The organism is Neobacillus niacini, from assembly GCF_030817595.1.
Lineage (GTDB): Bacteria > Bacillota > Bacilli > Bacillales > Cytobacillaceae > Neobacillus > Neobacillus niacini_G.
The window spans coordinates 1-16,520 of sequence record NZ_JAUSZN010000003.1; the positions used below are offsets into that span (position 1 = coordinate 1).

13 protein-coding genes, 10 tRNA genes, 1 rRNA gene, 1 pseudogene and 1 other annotated feature are annotated in these 16,520 nt (G+C 39.2%); of the genes and pseudogenes, 23 read left to right on the forward strand and 2 right to left on the reverse strand.

Going from position 1 to position 16,520, the window contains the following annotated elements:
* The first annotated feature begins 18 nt into the window (after positions 1-18).
* The 18 genes from rrf to glmS all read left to right on the forward strand — a co-directional run bounded on the left by rrf (position 19) and on the right by glmS (position 9,622).
* Positions 19-134, forward strand: a 5S ribosomal RNA gene (gene rrf, locus QFZ31_RS32860).
* A gap of 10 nt (positions 135-144) precedes the next feature.
* Positions 145-219, forward strand: a tRNA-Asn gene (locus tag QFZ31_RS32865).
* A 25-nt stretch (positions 220-244) separates the two neighbouring features.
* A tRNA-Thr gene (locus QFZ31_RS32870) sits at positions 245-317 on the forward strand.
* A gap of 20 nt (positions 318-337) precedes the next feature.
* Positions 338-412, forward strand: a tRNA-Glu gene (locus QFZ31_RS32875).
* A gap of 29 nt (positions 413-441) precedes the next feature.
* Positions 442-517 (forward strand) — tRNA-Val (locus QFZ31_RS32880).
* Between the two features lie 27 nt (positions 518-544).
* A tRNA-Thr gene (locus QFZ31_RS32885) sits at positions 545-620 on the forward strand.
* 78 nt (positions 621-698) lie between these two features.
* Positions 699-783, forward strand: a tRNA-Tyr gene (locus QFZ31_RS32890).
* Positions 784-831: 48 nt separating this feature from the next.
* A tRNA-Gln gene (locus QFZ31_RS32895) sits at positions 832-906 on the forward strand.
* A 1-nt stretch (position 907) separates the two neighbouring features.
* Positions 908-980: transfer RNA gene (locus QFZ31_RS32900), tRNA-Lys, on the forward strand.
* Positions 981-1,038: 58 nt separating this feature from the next.
* Positions 1,039-1,113 (forward strand) — tRNA-Gly (locus QFZ31_RS32905).
* A gap of 3 nt (positions 1,114-1,116) precedes the next feature.
* Positions 1,117-1,192, forward strand: a tRNA-Ala gene (locus QFZ31_RS32910).
* 280 nt (positions 1,193-1,472) lie between these two features.
* Positions 1,473-2,369: an arginase gene (gene rocF, locus QFZ31_RS32915; RefSeq protein ID WP_307312288.1), complete on the forward strand. Its 897-nt coding sequence runs from the start codon at positions 1,473-1,475 to the stop codon at positions 2,367-2,369.
* A gap of 209 nt (positions 2,370-2,578) precedes the next feature.
* Positions 2,579-3,142: an RNA polymerase sigma factor SigW gene (gene sigW, locus QFZ31_RS32920; RefSeq protein ID WP_179603671.1), complete on the forward strand. Its 564-nt coding sequence runs from the start codon at positions 2,579-2,581 to the stop codon at positions 3,140-3,142.
* A gap of 15 nt (positions 3,143-3,157) precedes the next feature.
* The gene (locus QFZ31_RS32925; RefSeq protein ID WP_307312291.1) at positions 3,158-3,781 is read left to right on the forward strand and encodes an anti-sigma factor family protein; all 624 of its coding nucleotides are present in this window, start codon (positions 3,158-3,160) and stop codon (positions 3,779-3,781) included.
* A gap of 132 nt (positions 3,782-3,913) precedes the next feature.
* Positions 3,914-4,747 carry a diadenylate cyclase CdaA gene (cdaA, locus tag QFZ31_RS32930; RefSeq protein ID WP_179603673.1) on the forward strand — a complete coding sequence of 278 codons (834 nt, stop codon included), beginning with the start codon at positions 3,914-3,916 and terminating at the stop codon, positions 4,745-4,747.
* On the forward strand, positions 4,740-5,969 hold the full coding sequence (locus QFZ31_RS32935) for a YbbR-like domain-containing protein (RefSeq protein WP_307312294.1): 1,230 nt from the start codon (positions 4,740-4,742) through the stop codon (positions 5,967-5,969). The genes cdaA and QFZ31_RS32935 overlap by 8 nt, the downstream gene beginning before the upstream one ends.
* A 37-nt stretch (positions 5,970-6,006) precedes the next feature.
* Complete coding sequence (gene glmM / locus QFZ31_RS32940; RefSeq protein ID WP_307312296.1) at positions 6,007-7,356, forward strand: phosphoglucosamine mutase; 1,350 nt, start codon at positions 6,007-6,009, stop codon at positions 7,354-7,356.
* Positions 7,357-7,819: 463 nt separating this feature from the next.
* Positions 7,820-9,622, forward strand: coding sequence for a glutamine--fructose-6-phosphate transaminase (isomerizing) (glmS, locus tag QFZ31_RS32945; protein WP_307312299.1), 1,803 nt, complete (start codon positions 7,820-7,822; stop codon positions 9,620-9,622).
* 710 nt (positions 9,623-10,332) lie between these two features.
* Here the strand turns inward: glmS and QFZ31_RS33935 are convergent.
* A pseudogene (locus QFZ31_RS33935) lies at positions 10,333-10,569 on the reverse strand (nuclease-related domain-containing protein); the annotation flags it as partial.
* Positions 10,570-10,845: 276 nt separating this feature from the next.
* Between QFZ31_RS33935 and QFZ31_RS32950 the strand changes: the two are divergent.
* From QFZ31_RS32950 to QFZ31_RS32960, 3 genes are read left to right on the forward strand one after another with little or no spacing between them, the layout of a single operon-like run.
* Positions 10,846-11,823, forward strand: coding sequence for an ATP-binding cassette domain-containing protein (locus QFZ31_RS32950; protein WP_307312303.1), 978 nt, complete (start codon positions 10,846-10,848; stop codon positions 11,821-11,823).
* A complete protein-coding gene (locus QFZ31_RS32955) occupies positions 11,820-12,623 on the forward strand; it encodes an ABC transporter permease (RefSeq protein WP_307312306.1) in 804 nt (267 codons plus the stop codon). The genes QFZ31_RS32950 and QFZ31_RS32955 overlap by 4 nt, the downstream gene beginning before the upstream one ends.
* A gap of 6 nt (positions 12,624-12,629) precedes the next feature.
* Positions 12,630-13,412, forward strand: a complete 783-nt coding sequence (locus QFZ31_RS32960) for an ABC transporter permease (protein ID WP_307312309.1) — start codon at positions 12,630-12,632, stop codon at positions 13,410-13,412.
* 22 nt (positions 13,413-13,434) lie between these two features.
* On the opposite strand, the gene QFZ31_RS32965 is transcribed toward QFZ31_RS32960, so the two are convergent.
* On the reverse strand, positions 13,435-13,695 hold the full coding sequence (locus QFZ31_RS32965) for an alpha/beta-type small acid-soluble spore protein (protein WP_307312312.1): 261 nt from the start codon (positions 13,693-13,695) through the stop codon (positions 13,435-13,437).
* Between the two features lie 99 nt (positions 13,696-13,794).
* Positions 13,795-14,005, forward strand: a binding site (T-box leader).
* A gap of 54 nt (positions 14,006-14,059) precedes the next feature.
* On the opposite strand from QFZ31_RS32965, the gene argS reads away from it, so the two are divergent.
* Together argS and QFZ31_RS32975 are read left to right on the forward strand one after the other, a co-directional pair.
* Entirely contained in the window at positions 14,060-15,754 is a 1,695-nt protein-coding gene (argS, locus tag QFZ31_RS32970; protein WP_307312315.1) for an arginine--tRNA ligase, read from the forward strand.
* Positions 15,755-15,831: 77 nt separating this feature from the next.
* Positions 15,832-16,299 carry a DinB family protein gene (locus tag QFZ31_RS32975; RefSeq protein ID WP_307312318.1) on the forward strand — a complete coding sequence of 156 codons (468 nt, stop codon included), beginning with the start codon at positions 15,832-15,834 and terminating at the stop codon, positions 16,297-16,299.
* The last annotated feature ends 221 nt before the right edge of the window (positions 16,300-16,520 follow it).

Here is a 16,520-nt window from a genome sequence, read left to right on the forward strand (position 1 = left end):
GTCTTTGAGAAAAATAGGTCTGGTAATAATGGCGAGAAGGTCACACCCGTTCCCATACCGAACACGGAAGTTAAGCTTCTCAGCGCCGATGGTAGTTGGGACTTTGTCCCTGTGAGAGTAGGACGTTGCCAGGCTTTATATTGTTCCGCAGTAGCTCAGTGGTAGAGCTATCGGCTGTTAACCGATCGGTCGTAGGTTCGAGTCCTACCTGCGGAGCCAATTTTATTTTATGAATATTGGCTATGCTTCCATAGCTCAGTAGGTAGAGCACTTCCATGGTAAGGAAGAGGTCAGCGGTTCGAGCCCGCTTGGAAGCTTACCTTCTTATTTTCTATATGGCCCCTTGGTCAAGTGGTTAAGACACCTCCCTTTCACGGAGGTAACACGGGTTCGAATCCCGTAGGGGTCACCATTTTTTTGTTAATTGATTCACATTTATATGGAGGATTAGCTCAGCTGGGAGAGCATCTGCCTTACAAGCAGAGGGTCGGCGGTTCGATCCCGTCATCCTCCACCATTTTTAATTAAATGATATTTAAAATGTGCCGGGGTAGCTCAATTGGTAGAGCAACTGACTTGTAATCAGTAGGTTGGGGGTTCAAGTCCTCTCGCCGGCACCATGCTTTTTTACTTCCTGATTTATATTCATTGGAAGTATGCAAAAATCCTCGACAGGATTTTAAGCAATTTCAATAAGTGGAGGGGTAGCGAAGTGGCTAAACGCGGCGGACTGTAAATCCGCTCCCTCCGGGTTCGGCGGTTCGAATCCGTCCCCCTCCACCACTTATATTTTTAATTAATGTTGGACATACTATTTATTGTACTAAACATTGGGCTATAGCCAAGCGGTAAGGCATCGCACTTTGACTGCGACATGCGTTGGTTCAAATCCAGCTAGCCCAGCCAAGAGCCATTAGCTCAGTTGGTAGAGCATCTGACTTTTAATCAGAGGGTCGAAGGTTCGAGTCCTTCATGGCTCATCAATTTACAATTTGGCCCCAAGAGAAATATATCTCTACGGGTCTTTATCTATGAAAAGCGGAAGTAGTTCAGAGGTAGAACACCACCTTGCCAAGGTGGGGGTCGCGGGTTCGAATCCCGTCTTCCGCTCCATATGGGGCCTTAGCTCAGCTGGGAGAGCGCCTGCTTTGCACGCAGGAGGTCAGCGGTTCGATCCCGCTAGGCTCCACCATTACACTACATATAAACTTCGCCTTAAATCACTTGGATTTAAGGCTTTTTTATTTTTTGCTTTGGTTAAGTGACCGTAATAAAGAAAAAATGAAAAGTGGTAACCATGCAGCTTCTATGATGACAGTAATCAACTACGTTTCAAACTACTACCTCTTCTTAAACCAAAACTACCACTTTAAATAAAACCAAACTTCGTATATATATACATAATTTTGTCGAGTTGAGTCATTGCCCTGAAAGCGGTTAAAATAGTATTAATGAAGGGTAGGAGGTAGAGTATGAGGAAGCTATCTATAATTGGAATGCCGATGGATTTAGGTCAAATGAGACGGGGAGTTGATATGGGACCTAGTGCTATCCGGTATGCAGGGATAAATGAAAGACTGAAACCACTATTTGATGAAATTCATGACATGGGGGACATTCCGATTGGAAGACCCGAAGTGGTGATCGATAAAGAATCTAACTTACGGAATTTAGATCTTGTAGCCGAAAAAAGCACCTTGCTAGCTGAAAAGGTGGACGAAGTGATTGCTTCTGGTTCATTTCCGCTTGTTTTGGGTGGAGACCATAGCATTGCCATTGGAACCTTAGCAGGTGTATCTAAGCACTACACCAGCTTAGGGGTTATCTGGTATGATGCACATGGTGATTTGAATACGGCAGAAACCTCGCCTTCAGGAAATATACATGGTATGCCATTAGCAGCAAGCCTAGGAATTGGTCATCGTTCTTTAACAAATATCGGAGGATATGCCCCAAAGGTAAAACCAGAGCACGTGGTTATCATCGGCGCAAGATCTCTTGATGAAGGTGAAAAAATCCTAATTAAAGAAAAAGGCATAAAAGTCTATACCATGCATGAGATTGACAGGCTTGGGATGGCAAAAGTGATGGAGGAAACAATTGCCTATCTAAAAGAAAGAACAGATGGTGTTCACTTATCCCTAGATTTAGATGGATTAGATCCAAATGATGCCCCAGGTGTAGGAACTCCGGTTATGGGCGGTATTAGTTATCGTGAAAGTCATTTGGCAATGGAGATGCTTGAAGAAGCGCGGATTATTACCTCAGCAGAATTTGTGGAAGTTAATCCTATACTAGATGAAAAGAATAAAACAGCAAGGGCGGCTGTTGAACTGATGGGCTCCCTGTTCGGTGAAAAATTATTATAATTATTAAACAAGCAGCTTTCCATGAAAGCTGCTGTTATTATTCCTTCCGCTATTCCTTCCCACAGTAAAAAACTTTTAAGCTTCCTTTTATCCAAAATAGTTAATATTTGTTAATATAAAAAGTGTGTAAGAAAGAAATTATTTATATTGAAACCTTTTTGCTATTAATTCGTAAGATTGTATAGCTGTATTGGAGCTGAGAAGAATAGATGGAAGCCCTTATAAAAAAAAGAATTAAACAGGTAATAAAAGGCGATCAAGATGCTTTTGCTGAAATTGTTGAGATTTATAGTAATAGTATTTATCAGCTAGGTTATCGAATGCTGGGAAATCGCCATGAAGCAGAAGATATTGCACAGGAAGCCTTTATCCGTGCATATGTTAATATCAAATCATTTAATCAGGATCTAAAGTTTTCGACTTGGTTATTTCGGATTGCAACAAATTTGTGTATAGACAGGATAAGAAAGAAAAAGCCAGATTACTATCTTGATGCAGAAGTGTCGGGAACGGACGGCCTCACGATGTACTCACAATTGGCATCCAATTCCCCCTTGCCAGAAATTGAGTTAGAAAGTCTTGAACTTCAGGATACTGTTCATAAGGAAATTTTAAAGCTTCCTGAGAAATACAGATCTGTTATTGTTTTAAAGTATATTGAAGAGTTGTCTTTAAATGAAATAAGTGAAATTCTTGATTTGCCGTTAGGCACAGTTAAAACGCGGATCCATCGTGGGCGCGAGGCGTTACGTCAACAATTACGTTATGTGTGATAAGAGGTGAACACGTTGAAGTGTGATGAAAAAATCGTTGAGTTAATGCATGAATATTTAGATGAAGAAATTGACCCAGAAAATGAGATGATTTTAAGAGACCACCTCAAAAGCTGTAAGGACTGTGAGACACTGTTCAATGAATATAAGAGGACTATTGCGGTTGTAAAAGGAACTTCAAGAATGCAGGCACCGCCAAATTTTACAACGAAGGTAATGGCCAGCTTGCCAAAGGAAAAGAAAAAGGTTGGCATGCAAAGGTGGTTACGTAATCATCCGTTAATTGCTGCTGCGTCATTATTTATCGTTTTAATGACAGGAAGTCTAATATCAACTTGGAACCAAGATCGAGAATTTTCTGTTTCAAAACAAGAGAATTTGGTAGTTGAGAACGGTACTGTGATTGTCCCGGAAGGGGAAGTAGTTAAAGGTGATGTCATCGTCCGCAACGGAGAGTTAAGAATTGAAGGTGAAGTACAAGGCGATGTGACTGTCATTAATGGGGAACAGTACTTAGCATCTGCTGGAAATGTTACTGGTCAAATAGAAGAGGTGAATGAAGTCTTCGATTGGATCTGGTATCACATGAAAAGGACAGCTTTTGAGGTCATTGATATCTTTAATGATGGTGAAGAATAATAGTAAGAAGTCACTCCTAGTGAGTGATTTCTTTTTTCATGATATCAGTAAGAATGATTAATAATAAGTACATGTGTAATTTATGTTATAATAAATAGGTTATTAGTTAGACAAATTTACGGAGGAAAAACAATGCCGTTTTTTGAGGATTTTACTATATGGAAGTATTTAGCTAGTATTGTTGATATTCTCCTTGTTTCGTGGGTCATTTATAAACTGTTAAACCTAATTAAAGGAACAAAAGCTGTACAATTATTAAAAGGAATTGTTGTTATTCTCCTTATAAGAGTTGTTAGTGAGTTTTTTGGTCTTAATACGCTGAGTTGGTTAACGCAGCAGGCAATTGATTGGGGATTCCTAGCTATTATTATTATCTTTCAGCCTGAACTTCGGAGAGCCCTTGAGCAATTAGGCAGAGGACGGTTTTTTTCACGAACCAATGGCCCGGATGATGAGGAGCAAGAGAAAATGGTCGAAGCGATTGTTAAGGCCACAGACTATATGGCAAAACGGCGCATAGGTGCCTTGATTTCCATTGAAAGGGAAACAGGGATGAGTGATTACATAGAAACAGGTATCCCACTAGATGCAAAAATTTCTTCTGAATTACTCATAAATATTTTTATTCCAAATACACCACTGCATGATGGCGCTGTAATTATTCAAAAAAATAATGTAGCCGCCGCTGCTTGTTATCTTCCCTTATCCGAAAGCCCTTTTATCTCAAAGGAGCTTGGTACAAGACACCGTGCTGCTTTAGGAATAAGTGAAGTCACAGACAGTATTACGGTAGTGGTTTCTGAAGAAACCGGAAATATTTCTTTAACCAAAAATGGGGAGCTGCATCGAAATTTAACTTTAGACGCATTTAAAGAATTGATTTCTCATGATTTACTAATCACAAATACGAAAGTAAAACCGGCTTCTTCAGCTCGTTGGAACTGGAGGGGAAAGAATAATGGATAAACTGATGGATAATCCCTGGTTTATTAAAATACTGGCGTTATTATTGGCCATACTACTTTATTCTGCGGTCCCAAATTCAGGGGGGAAAACCACAGAAATAAATGTACCAGGGGATAATACCACAGAAACCTTAGCAGATATTCCAGTAAAAGCTTATTATGACACCGAAAATCTCGTAGTTTCAGGAATTCCCGACACGGTAGAAGTAACCATCGAAGGTCCAATGCCTCATGTTAAGTCAGCAAAGGCTTTAAAAAACTTTGAGGTTTTTGTAGATCTAACCAATGCCAATATAGGTAATCAAAAGGTGAAATTCGAAGTAAGCGGGTTATCTGATAAATTAAAAGCAACAATTAAGCCAAGTTCTGTAACTGTTGCAGTGCAGGAAAAAGTAACAACTGAATTTACGGTAGAGGCTGAATTTAATAGTGACTTGATAAAAGATGGTTATTCAGCGGGACAACCTACTGTTAAACCTAAGAAGGTTAAAATTACAGGTGCGAAGGATGTAATCGACCGAATTACATATGTTAAGGCAGCGCTTGAAGGTAAGGATCTTCTTGATAGTACAGTCTCAAGAGAGGCCCAGGTACAAGTACTAGATAAAGACTTAAATAAACTGAATGTAGTAGTAGAGCCGGCAACAGTAGAGGTCACTATTCCAATAAAAAGCAATGATAAAACAGTACCGATTAACATCGTTGAAAAAGGAACACCACAAGAAGGAGTCACGATTGAATCAATCGATTTGAATGTAAAAGAAGCAGTAATTTCAGGTACAGACGATGTACTGAAAGATACTGATAATGTCCGAGTCGAAGTCGACGTAAGTAAGATTAGTGAAAATACAACGATTACTCTGCCAGTAATTATCTCAAATGGCATAACAAAGGTAACACCTGAAACAGTAGAGGTGACCGTTGTGGTTAAAAAAGAGGAAGAGACCACTGTATCAGGTATCCCTATAAACATTAGGGGGTTATCAGAAGAATACCAAGCGGTAATAAATGACCCTTCCAACCAGTTAGTAAATTTATTAGTCTTTGGCACAGATGCACAAGCTACAGATCTTGGACCAAACAACTTCAATATTTTCATTGATTTAACAGGTTTTACAGAGGGTAATCATAATGTTCCGATTCAAGTCGATGGGCCACCGAATGTAAATTGGCAACCTGATAAATCGTCAGCCAAAATTACAATAACGAAAGACAACACATAAAACATAGCAGTATACATGATAAGGAGCGATTTTGATAATGGGAAAATACTTTGGTACCGATGGCGTCCGCGGAGTGGCGAATAGTGAATTAACACCTGAACTAGCATTTAAGCTTGGGCGTTTTGGTGGGTTTGTATTAACAAAGGATAAAGACAGACCAAAGGTGCTGATTGGTCGTGATACCCGTGTTTCTGGGCATATGCTAGAAGGGGCATTGGTAGCTGGATTACTTTCAATTGGTGCAGAGGTAATGCGCTTGGGTGTGATTTCAACACCAGGTGTATCCTATTTAACTAAAGCGCTGGGTGCTGAGGCGGGAGTAATGATTTCTGCTTCCCATAATCCGGTGGCAGACAATGGGATTAAATTTTTCGGGCCTGATGGATTTAAACTTTCTGATGAGCAGGAATATGAAATTGAAGAATTAATTGATATGACAGATGATCAATTACCTAGACCAGTTGGTGCAGATCTTGGTCAGGTCATGGATTATTTTGAGGGCGGACAAAAGTACCTGCAATACTTGAAGAATACAGTGGATGAAGATTTCTCTGGTATTCATATTGCTTTAGATTGTGCTCATGGAGCTACATCTTCTCTTGCTACACATTTATTTGCTGATTTGGATGCGGATATTTCAGTAATGGGTGCTTCACCAAACGGCATTAATATTAATGCTGGAGTTGGGTCCACACATCCAGAAGCATTAGCGGCAATGGTCAAAGAGAAGGGTGCCGATGTAGGCCTATCTTTTGATGGTGACGGAGACCGTTTAATTGCGATTGATGAAAAGGGTAATATCGTCGATGGAGACCAAATTATGTTTATTTGTGGTAAGTACATGAAAGAACATGGTCGTCTAAAACATAGTACAATCGTTTCCACTGTAATGAGTAATTTAGGATTTTATAAAGGTCTCGAAGTACTCGGGATTCAAAGTGTACCAACAGCAGTCGGTGACCGCTACGTGGTGGAAGAGATGAAGAAAAATGGGTTTAATCTTGGTGGTGAACAATCCGGACACATCATTTTCTTGGATTACAATACAACTGGAGACGGTTTATTAACGGGATTGCAATTAGTTAATATTATGAAAGCAACGAAGAAAACATTATCTGAATTAGCAGCAGATATGAAAAAATTCCCTCAGAAGCTTGTTAATGTTCGCGTAACAGATAAACACCATGTGACGGATAATGAAAAGGTAAAAGCGATTATAGAGCAGGTAGAAGCAGAAATGAATGGAAACGGACGTATCCTTGTTCGTCCATCTGGTACAGAACCACTTGTTCGAGTAATGGCAGAGGCACCAACAGAAGAATTGTGCGAAGCCTATGTAGATCGAATTGTTTCTGTAGTAAAGGCAGAAATGGAATTAAAAGAATAGAGATACAACTACGTATGCATAAGGGAACTTAACGGGACCCTTATGCATATTTTATTATATAATTGGTAAAGTAAAACATCTTTACCTTTTATTATTTAGTTGACGAATTTTGGATCATCAGTTACGATTAACTTGCTTTGTTTTTTCAAAGCAAAAAAATGGAAAAGGAGGATAGTAAAACACAACGTATTTCAAAAGCGCCTGAACTAACCAAGGTGGGTTAGTTGACGAGGAGGAGGTTTATCGAATGTTCGGCGGATACCTCCCGGTTGAACGCACAACCGATTGTTTCTTCTTTAAAACATCGAGGCAACTTGGTGCACAAAGAGAAGGAAATGCGCATACTAAAAATAGCAACAAAAAGTAAAAAGGTATATACAGATACCTTTCAAAACAGAGATAAGGGGGCAAGGTGAGCCTCCAAAAGCATTCTTGCCCCCTATATCAGGGAGGAAAAGAAAAAATGTGTGGAATTGTTGGATATATTGGATTAAATGATACGAAAGAAATTTTACTAAAAGGCTTAGAAAAGCTCGAATATAGAGGATATGACTCGGCAGGTATTGCTGTGATGAACGAAAATGGGGTTCATGTTTTTAAGGAAAAGGGACGTATTGCTGATTTACGTGAGATCGTAGACTTGAACGTAATGGCCAACATCGGAATTGGACATACACGCTGGGCTACTCATGGGGTACCAAGTAGAACAAACTCCCATCCACACCAAAGTGCATCTGGACGTTTTACATTAGTTCACAACGGAGTAATTGAAAACTATGATCTTTTAAAGCGCGAATATTTAGCGGATGTTACATTTGTTAGCGAAACGGACACAGAAGTCATTGTACAAATGGTTGAAAAATTTGTACATGAGGGCTTAGAAGTATTAGAAGCTTTCCGTAAGACTTTGGGTCTGTTACACGGCTCCTATGCCCTTGCATTATTAGACGAACAAAACAGTGATACAATTTTCGTTGCAAAAAACAAAAGTCCATTACTTGTTGGATTAGGTTCAGACTTTAATGTTGTAGCAAGTGATGCAATGGCGATGCTTCAAGTTACGAATGAGTACGTTGAGCTAATGGATAAAGAAATCGTAATCGTTACAAAGAACGATGTTACCATTCAAAACCTTGCCGGGGAAACTGTTACTCGTACATCTTACATTGCAGAACTAGATGCAAGTGACATAGAAAAGGGAACATACCCTCATTACATGTTAAAAGAGATTGATGAGCAGCCTGCTGTTATGCGTAAGATTATTCAAGCATACCAAAATGATCAGGGTGAATTAACAATTGATCGGGAGATCATCTATGCCATGAATAACTCTGATCGAGTGTACATTATTGCGGCTGGAACATCTTATCATGCAGGGCTTGTTGGAAAGCAGTTCATTGAAAAAATGGCTAAAATTCCTGTTGAAGTTCATATTTCTAGTGAGTTTGGCTATAACATGCCACTTCTTTCTGAGAAACCATTGTTCGTCTTTATTTCTCAGAGTGGTGAGACTGCGGATAGCCGTGCCGTTCTTGTTAATATTAAAGAAAAGGGTTATCAAGCTTTAACGATTACAAACGTGCCTGGTTCAACTCTTTCTCGTGAAGCAGATCATACTCTATTGCTGCACGCTGGACCTGAGATCGCAGTTGCCTCTACCAAAGCGTATACAGCTCAATTAGCTGTTTTAGCAATTTTAGCAGAGGTAACAGCAAAGAGCCGTAATCTTGATCCTGGCTTTGACCTTATTCATGAACTTGGTCTTGTTGCAAATGCGATGGAAGTCCTTTGCGATTCAAAAGAGATCATAGAGCATATTTCTAGAGAGTTTTTAGCAGTAACACGCAATGCCTTCTTTATCGGACGTGGAATTGATTACTATGTTGGCCTAGAAGGAGCCTTGAAGCTAAAAGAAATTTCTTATATCCAAGCGGAAGGCTTCGCTGGCGGAGAATTGAAGCATGGTACGATTGCTTTAATTGAAGAAGGTACACCAGTAATTGCACTAGCTACTCAAGAAAGTGTAAACTTAAGCATTCGCGGTAATGTAAAAGAAGTTGTTGCCCGCGGTGCAAACCCATGCATCATTTCGATGAAGGGTCTAAACATGGACGAAGACAGCTTCGTCATTCCGGAAGTACATGAATTATTAACACCACTTATCTCTGTAGTACCGTTACAAATTCTTGCCTACTACGCTGCACTACACCGTGATTGTGACGTTGACAAACCACGTAACCTCGCTAAATCCGTGACAGTAGAGTAAGGCTTTTAGGGAAGATCCGTATCCACTTTTGATGGATCGGGTCTTTTTTTCGTTTTGATTAGGAAGATGAGAGCACGAGAACGGCAAAAAAAAGGAAGAGTGGGCACTCATGAGGCGAATGAGAGCCCGAAAACTTTAAAAAGAAGCAAAATTGGGTCACTCATAGTAAGTCCATTGCTTACATCCCATAGCTTTATAATATTTCTGCAAGATTCTCCTTATTGTTTTTCTAGACTCTATCACCATACACCAATCAAAAATAATATTAGTCGTAACTCTTAGATTTGGAAAAAGTAACTTAAATTCTTGTATACTCCTTAATATAGCTGATTCAACCTCCTCCTCAAATCCACACTCATTACATGTTGCTTTTCTGTCGCCGCAACGAATAAAAAAGGAGTTACAGAAAACACAATTTAAACCCTTTTAAAGGGAATGGTAACTATAGGGAGGTAATTTTGGATAAGGAGATTCAATTTTGTGATCCTCTATTAGTTTGTCAGCAAGTTTCCGCTGCATCCCATTTAGGTTTGATGGTCTTGAGTTGAGTTTTTCCATAAAGTTATTTAGCTGTGGAGGAAAAATAATCGAATCGTTTTGTGGAGATTGATATAAGGAGAAGTTAGAATTGATAAATATTAGATAGGGAAGAATTCGAAAATGAAACCCATTTTTTTTGAGATATTGCTGGAGCAAAGTTTCAGCTCTCTTTACCTGGTGCAAAGGTTATTGATTGGATTTTTAGCACCACATAGATAAAATTCACCATCCTTATAAAAATAATTACCTTCAAAATTTTTTACTTCACAGGGGATGATTGTATCTTGAATAATCAAAGTGGAATCTAATTGAAATTTTGATTGGTTTATTTCGAGCGATAAATCGTTTAAAATAAGGATTTCATTATTGAGGCTTGCCGCCGTCAACAAGTCAAACGCCACTTCCCCTTCATATCCCTTCTTCTGATATAATACTGCTTCAGTTCTTCATCCGTTAAGCCCATTCTTGTGTTTAGAATTCTTAATAATTTTATTAAATCTGATTCTGTCCTAGATTTTAAGAACATATTACACTTCCTTTCTAAATTAATAGTACAGAAGTAAATGCATAAAATGCGTGAAAACTTTGTTAACATTTAAACTAAAAATAATTTAGAAAATTCTTGACACTCTTCCCCATGAGGTGATATTATTTTCCTCTGTGACAAAAAAGGAGGGGAAAATTTGATAAAGGTAGAAGGTATAACAAAATCATTCAAAGTAGCGAAGCGTTCCACTGGATTGCTCCAAGCCACCAAGGCTCTTTTTTACCGGGAGCATACGATTGTGGAGGCCCTAAAGGACATCACTTTCACGATTGAGCCCGGTGAAATTGTAGGTTACATTGGACCAAATGGTGCCGGAAAATCGACAACGATAAAAATCATGAGCGGCATTTTAGTTCCTGATGGGGGAAAGTGCGGTATTATGGGCTTTACGCCATGGAAGAACCGGGTTGAGTATGTTAAAAATATAGGAGTCGTCTTCGGTCAGCGCTCGCAACTTTGGTGGGATGTTCCGGTGATCGATTCATTTGAGCTATTGAAGGATATTTACTATGTCCCACAACAAGAATATAAAGCTACGTTAGACCTGCTCATTGAAACATTAGAATTACAAGACATCATCAACTCTCCTGTCAGGCAGCTTAGTTTAGGCCAGCGAATGCGCTGTGAAATAGCCGCTTCACTTATACATAATCCTCAGATTCTATTTTTAGATGAACCGACCATTGGGCTCGATGCGGTTTCGAAAATAGCAGTCCGCCAGTTTATCAAGACCATAAATCAAGAAAAGGGCGTAACGGTGGTCCTGACTACCCATGATATGAATGATATTGAGGCATTAGCCAACCGTGTAATCTTAATTGGTAAAGGCAGTTTACTCTATGATGGAAAATTAGAAGAATTGAGAAAACGTTTTGGAACGCATAAAACGATTACGGCAGACTATCGTAAAAATTCCAATTCTATAGATATACCTGGGACCTCCATCATCCACTGGTCGCCGGAACATGCTGTCCTTAGCATTGATACAGAACAAATCCTAACCTCAGACGTTATTACACAACTATCCAAAAAGGTAGACCTATTAGATGTGACGATCGAATCACAGCCAATCGAAGATATCATCGTCCAGCTTTATAAGGAGTTCCAAATATGAAAGTATATGCTTCGGTACTTAAATTAAGGCTGTTAATTGGTATGCAGTATCGGTCTGCTGCACTCGCTGGAGTAGCGACCCAATTCTTCTGGGGATTTATTTCGATTATGGTTTTTGAAGCATTCTACGAACATACATCCATAACACCGCCCATTTCATTAAAAGAATTAATTACATATATTTGGCTGCAGCAGGCGTTCCTGGCATTTATTATGCTTTGGTTTCGTGATAACGAATTATTTGACCTCATAACAAGCGGCAATATTGCCTATGAACTTTGCCGGCCCACCGATTTATATGGATTTTGGTATGCAAAACTTCTCGCACAGCGGTTATCCAGTGCACTATTACGCTGCTATCCCATCCTGCTGGTGGCGTTTTTTTTACCAAAGCCCTACAACATGCCACTGCCTCTAAATGCAATAACTTTCATATTATTTGTCATTACTCTTTTATTGGGCTTATTACTCTTAGTAGCCATTTCAATGTTCTTATATATTTCTGTTTTTATAACTTTATCTCCAATGGGTTCACTTTTACTATTCGGAGTTACGGGAGAATTTTTTGCTGGTTTGATTATTCCCATTCCACTAATGCCTCTGTGGCTGCAAAAAGTTGCTTATGTCCTGCCATTTCGTTGGACAGCTGATTTTCCGTTCCGAGTTTATTCTGGTCATATCGCACAAAGTGACGCCATAATAGGTGTTTTCATTCAACTAGGATATCTTCTTGCGCTCCTATGGTTAGGAAGATTAGCGCTTAACAGCGTATTAAAAAGAGTAGTTGTACAGGGGGGATAATGGAAGATGAGTCTTTATTTTAAGTATTTGCTGATTTTATTTAAATCCCAAATGCAATACCGAACATCATTTTGGCTTTTGTCGATTGGGCAGTTTTTCATCCCTTTCTCGGTTTTTGCCGGACTATACTTTTTGTTTGAACGATTTGGGCAAATAAAAGGCTGGGAGTTTTTCGAAGTTGCACTATGTTTTGCTGTGATTCATTTGGCTTTTTCATTAAGCGAATGTTTTGCGCGCGGATTTGATACTTTTTCGAGTTTAATCATAAAGGGGGATTTTGACAGAGTTCTTGTACGACCACGGAGCACCTTCCTTCAAGTCCTTGGGTCAAAATTTGAATTCACACGCATAGGCAGGCTGCTTCAAAGCAGTATCGTGCTCATTTGGGCTTTGGCTAATCTCCCCGTAGAATGGAGTTTAGTTAAGGCAGTGACCCTGCTTTTTATGATTACTAGCGGGGTATTAATATTCACAGGTATCTATATGCTTGCTGCTACTATGTGTTTTTGGACAGTTCAGGGTCTGGAAGTGGCAAATATCTTTACGGATGGCGGCAGAGAGATGGCTCAATATCCGTTAAATATTTATCAAAAATGGATAGCTCGAATATTTACCTATGTCATCCCTTTTGGTACTGTAAATTACCTTCCTTTGATGTTCATTCTTGGAAAAACACGGGGAGATGAGATACTTTATATGCTGACCCCACTGGCAGGCAGTCTCTTTATTATTCCTTGTTTTCTCGTCTGGCAAATTGGGGTCAGGCACTATCGATCCACTGGGTCCTAAGTAAGCAGTGGGAGTACACTGCTTACCTTTTTTTAGCCATATTTTCCTGTGCCATTTTAACAAGCTCACGGACCATGCTTCCGCCTAATCTGCCGCCGACCTTACCAGCTTCATGTGATGTGAGCTGGCCATTGTAACCTTTCTTTAAAGGAACACCGACTTCCTCGGCGGCTTCAAATTTGGCATTTTCAGGATCTTGTGTCTGAACGACCTTTGCTTTTAATGCGTCTAGTCCATTTCTTGCCTCAGGGACGAGGATTTTATTTCTATTTCTTCTGGCCATGATATCCCTCCTTTGTGGGTAGGATGCCCAATTTGAAAAATAATCAGCTTCTACTAGATAAATCCTTTTTTATCCAGTATAATAACTACAATCATGTCGGAAAAATCAGTGAAAAAGAGAGTAGTTCTCTGGGAAGAGTCAAAGCGAGTCAGGGATGGTGTGAGCCTGATACGAAACAGAGGATGAAGCGCACTTTTGAGATGTTTGTCTGAAAGCAGTAGGGCAAACCGGAGTAGTCCTCCGTTATCAAGCCAAGCTGGTTCTATTAGAACAAGTAGAGTGGTACCGCGAGTTAACTCTCGTCTCTTCAACATAGAGACGGGAGTTTTTGTTTTCTTAAAGAGATAAAATGGAGGTTATAAATATGAAGTATAAACAGGAGTTTGCAAAGATATTATTTGAAGCACTAGACCATGAAATCCAAGTGAAGGAATTGGAAGTGCTAATCGAAAAACCAAAAAATCAACAGCACGGTGATTTAGCCTTCCCTTGTTTTACATTAGCAAAGATAAAAAGAAAATCACCAAATAGTATTGCTCAAGAGTTAAGTGAAAAGATCCAATCACCAATGATTGAGAAGGTGGAAGTAGTCGGAGCTTATATCAACATCTTCTTAAATAAAAAATTAGTTTCAGAAGATACGATAGCTGAAATTTTCAAGCAACAGGAGAAGTATGGCGCTTTAAACATTGGAAATAATCGCCCTGTAACCATTGACCTTTCATCTCCTAATATCGCTAAGCCATTCTCAATGGGCCATTTGCGTTCAACCGTTATTGGTAACTCTTTAGCATTTATTGTAGAAAAATGTGGATATAAATCCATCCGAATTAACCATATTGGCGACTGGGGCACTCAGTTTGGTAAACTCATTACCGCCTATAAACTATGGGGAGAAGCAGAGAAGGTAAAACTGAACCCTATTAAGGAATTATTAACGCTATATGTTAAATTTCACGATGAAGCAGAAAGTGATCCTTCACTTGTGGAACAGGGAAGAAACTGGTTTAAAAAACTTGAAGACGGTGATGAGGAAGCCACTTCGCTATGGCAGTGGTTCCGTGATGAGTCCTTAAAAGAGTTTTCAAGAATTTATGAATTGATGAATGTCCAATTTGATTCCTTTGCAGGGGAAGCATTTTATAACGATAAAATGGATCGTATCGTCAAGCTGCTGGAGGAAAAACAATTGTTAGTAGAATCTGATCAGGCTCAAGTGGTTGAACTTATAGACGAAGGACTTCCTCCATGCTTAATAAAAAAATCCGATGGAGCTACCCTTTACGCCACGCGTGATTTGGCAGCAGCCCTATACCGTAAAGAAAACTATGATTTTGATCTGTCATTGTACGTTGTCGGTAATGAACAGAGTCTTCATTTTAAACAGTTAATGGCTGTGTTAGAAAAGATGGGATACTCATGGGCAAGCAAGATGGTCCATATTCCGTTCGGAATGATGCTTAAAGATGGAAAGAAGATGTCGACAAGAAAAGGGAAGGTCGTCTTATTAGAGGAAGTCCTAAACGAATCAATCGCTATGGCCAGACATAATATTGAGGAAAAAAATCCTAACCTCACAAACAAGGATACCGTGGCTAAACAGGTCGGGGTAGGGGCGGTCATGTTCCATGACTTAAAGAATTTTAGAATGAATGATATCGAATTTTCACTAGAGGAAATGCTGCGTTTTGAAGGGGAAACGGGCCCTTATGTACAATATACGTATGCCAGAGCGTGCTCTATTTTACGAAAAGGCAACTGGGAGATAGCTAAAGCCGTTCCAGTCTCGTCATCTTCTTGGGAAAAAGAATGGAAGGTTGTGAGTCTGCTTACTGAATTTTCAGGTGCAATTAAAAGAGCTTATGAGCAGTTTGACCCTTCTCAAATTGCCAAATATATTATTGACCTTGCACAAGCCTTTAATAAATATTATGGCGATGTTAAGATCCTTGAAGACAACGCTGAACAACAAGCCCGCTTGGCACTTGTCTATTCTGTGACGATTGTTCTGAAGGAAGGTTTGCGATTATTAGGGATTGAAGCTCCAGAGGAAATGTAAGATAAAATAGTTTAATGAATGGGTTAATTTGGTATAAAATGATGAGGTGTACGGGAGAAAAGAGGAGGAATTAGAAGATGAGTCAACTTTTGCTAAATAATATGGAGTTAGCAAGAAGTTTCTTTATTAAGAATGTGGATGGTGTTGACGAGAGTATAGTTGACGTACAACCTGAAGGATTTAACAACCACATTCATTGGCATGTTGGACATGTGTTAACAGCGACAGAGACTTTGGTATTTGGTTTTACAAAAAATTCAACCAATTTACCGGCAAACTATATGGAACTATTTGCAAGAGGGACAAAGCCAGCTGACTGGAAAGGGGATGTTCCTTCTGTTTCGGTCTTAGTGACTCAGCTAAAAGACCAATTAAATAGAATGAAGGAAATTCCGGTTGAAAGCCTCAGCGTAAAATTAAAAGAGCCATTGCTTGGTCAGGAAACCTTTGGTGAGCTCGTTAATTTTGCTCTATTCCACGAGACTTTGCACCTTGGACATATTCAAGCTATGAAACGTGTTATTGAAACTCGAAAGAATAAATAGATCAGTTAGTTAATATCCACCTATAAGGGTGGATTTTTTTTGCCTAAAGAGTAGTAAAAAGAAGGGGTGGAATAATAAAAAAGTGAAAAACCTGAATTTTACTACTATCTTATATTCAATTGACAGAGGTAACCGTTACCATTATACTCATTTTTGTATTTTTAATAATGTCAATATTTGTCGAAATTAATAGTATATTCTATCTCTTTACATAATTGATA

Coding starts and splice junctions, on each gene's coding strand:
- QFZ31_RS32965 (WP_307312312.1), bottom strand. CDS start 13,695: ATGGCCAGAAGAAATAGAAATAAAATCCTCGTCCCTGAGGCAAGAAAT.
- QFZ31_RS32960 (WP_307312309.1), top strand. CDS start 12,630: ATGAGTCTTTATTTTAAGTATTTGCTGATTTTATTTAAATCCCAAATG.
- glmS (WP_307312299.1), top strand. CDS start 7,820: ATGTGTGGAATTGTTGGATATATTGGATTAAATGATACGAAAGAAATT.
- QFZ31_RS32975 (WP_307312318.1), top strand. CDS start 15,832: ATGAGTCAACTTTTGCTAAATAATATGGAGTTAGCAAGAAGTTTCTTT.
- glmM (WP_307312296.1), top strand. CDS start 6,007: ATGGGAAAATACTTTGGTACCGATGGCGTCCGCGGAGTGGCGAATAGT.
- sigW (WP_179603671.1), top strand. CDS start 2,579: ATGGAAGCCCTTATAAAAAAAAGAATTAAACAGGTAATAAAAGGCGAT.
- rocF (WP_307312288.1), top strand. CDS start 1,473: ATGAGGAAGCTATCTATAATTGGAATGCCGATGGATTTAGGTCAAATG.
- argS (WP_307312315.1), top strand. CDS start 14,060: ATGAAGTATAAACAGGAGTTTGCAAAGATATTATTTGAAGCACTAGAC.
- QFZ31_RS32955 (WP_307312306.1), top strand. CDS start 11,820: ATGAAAGTATATGCTTCGGTACTTAAATTAAGGCTGTTAATTGGTATG.
- cdaA (WP_179603673.1), top strand. CDS start 3,914: ATGCCGTTTTTTGAGGATTTTACTATATGGAAGTATTTAGCTAGTATT.
- QFZ31_RS32935 (WP_307312294.1), top strand. CDS start 4,740: ATGGATAAACTGATGGATAATCCCTGGTTTATTAAAATACTGGCGTTA.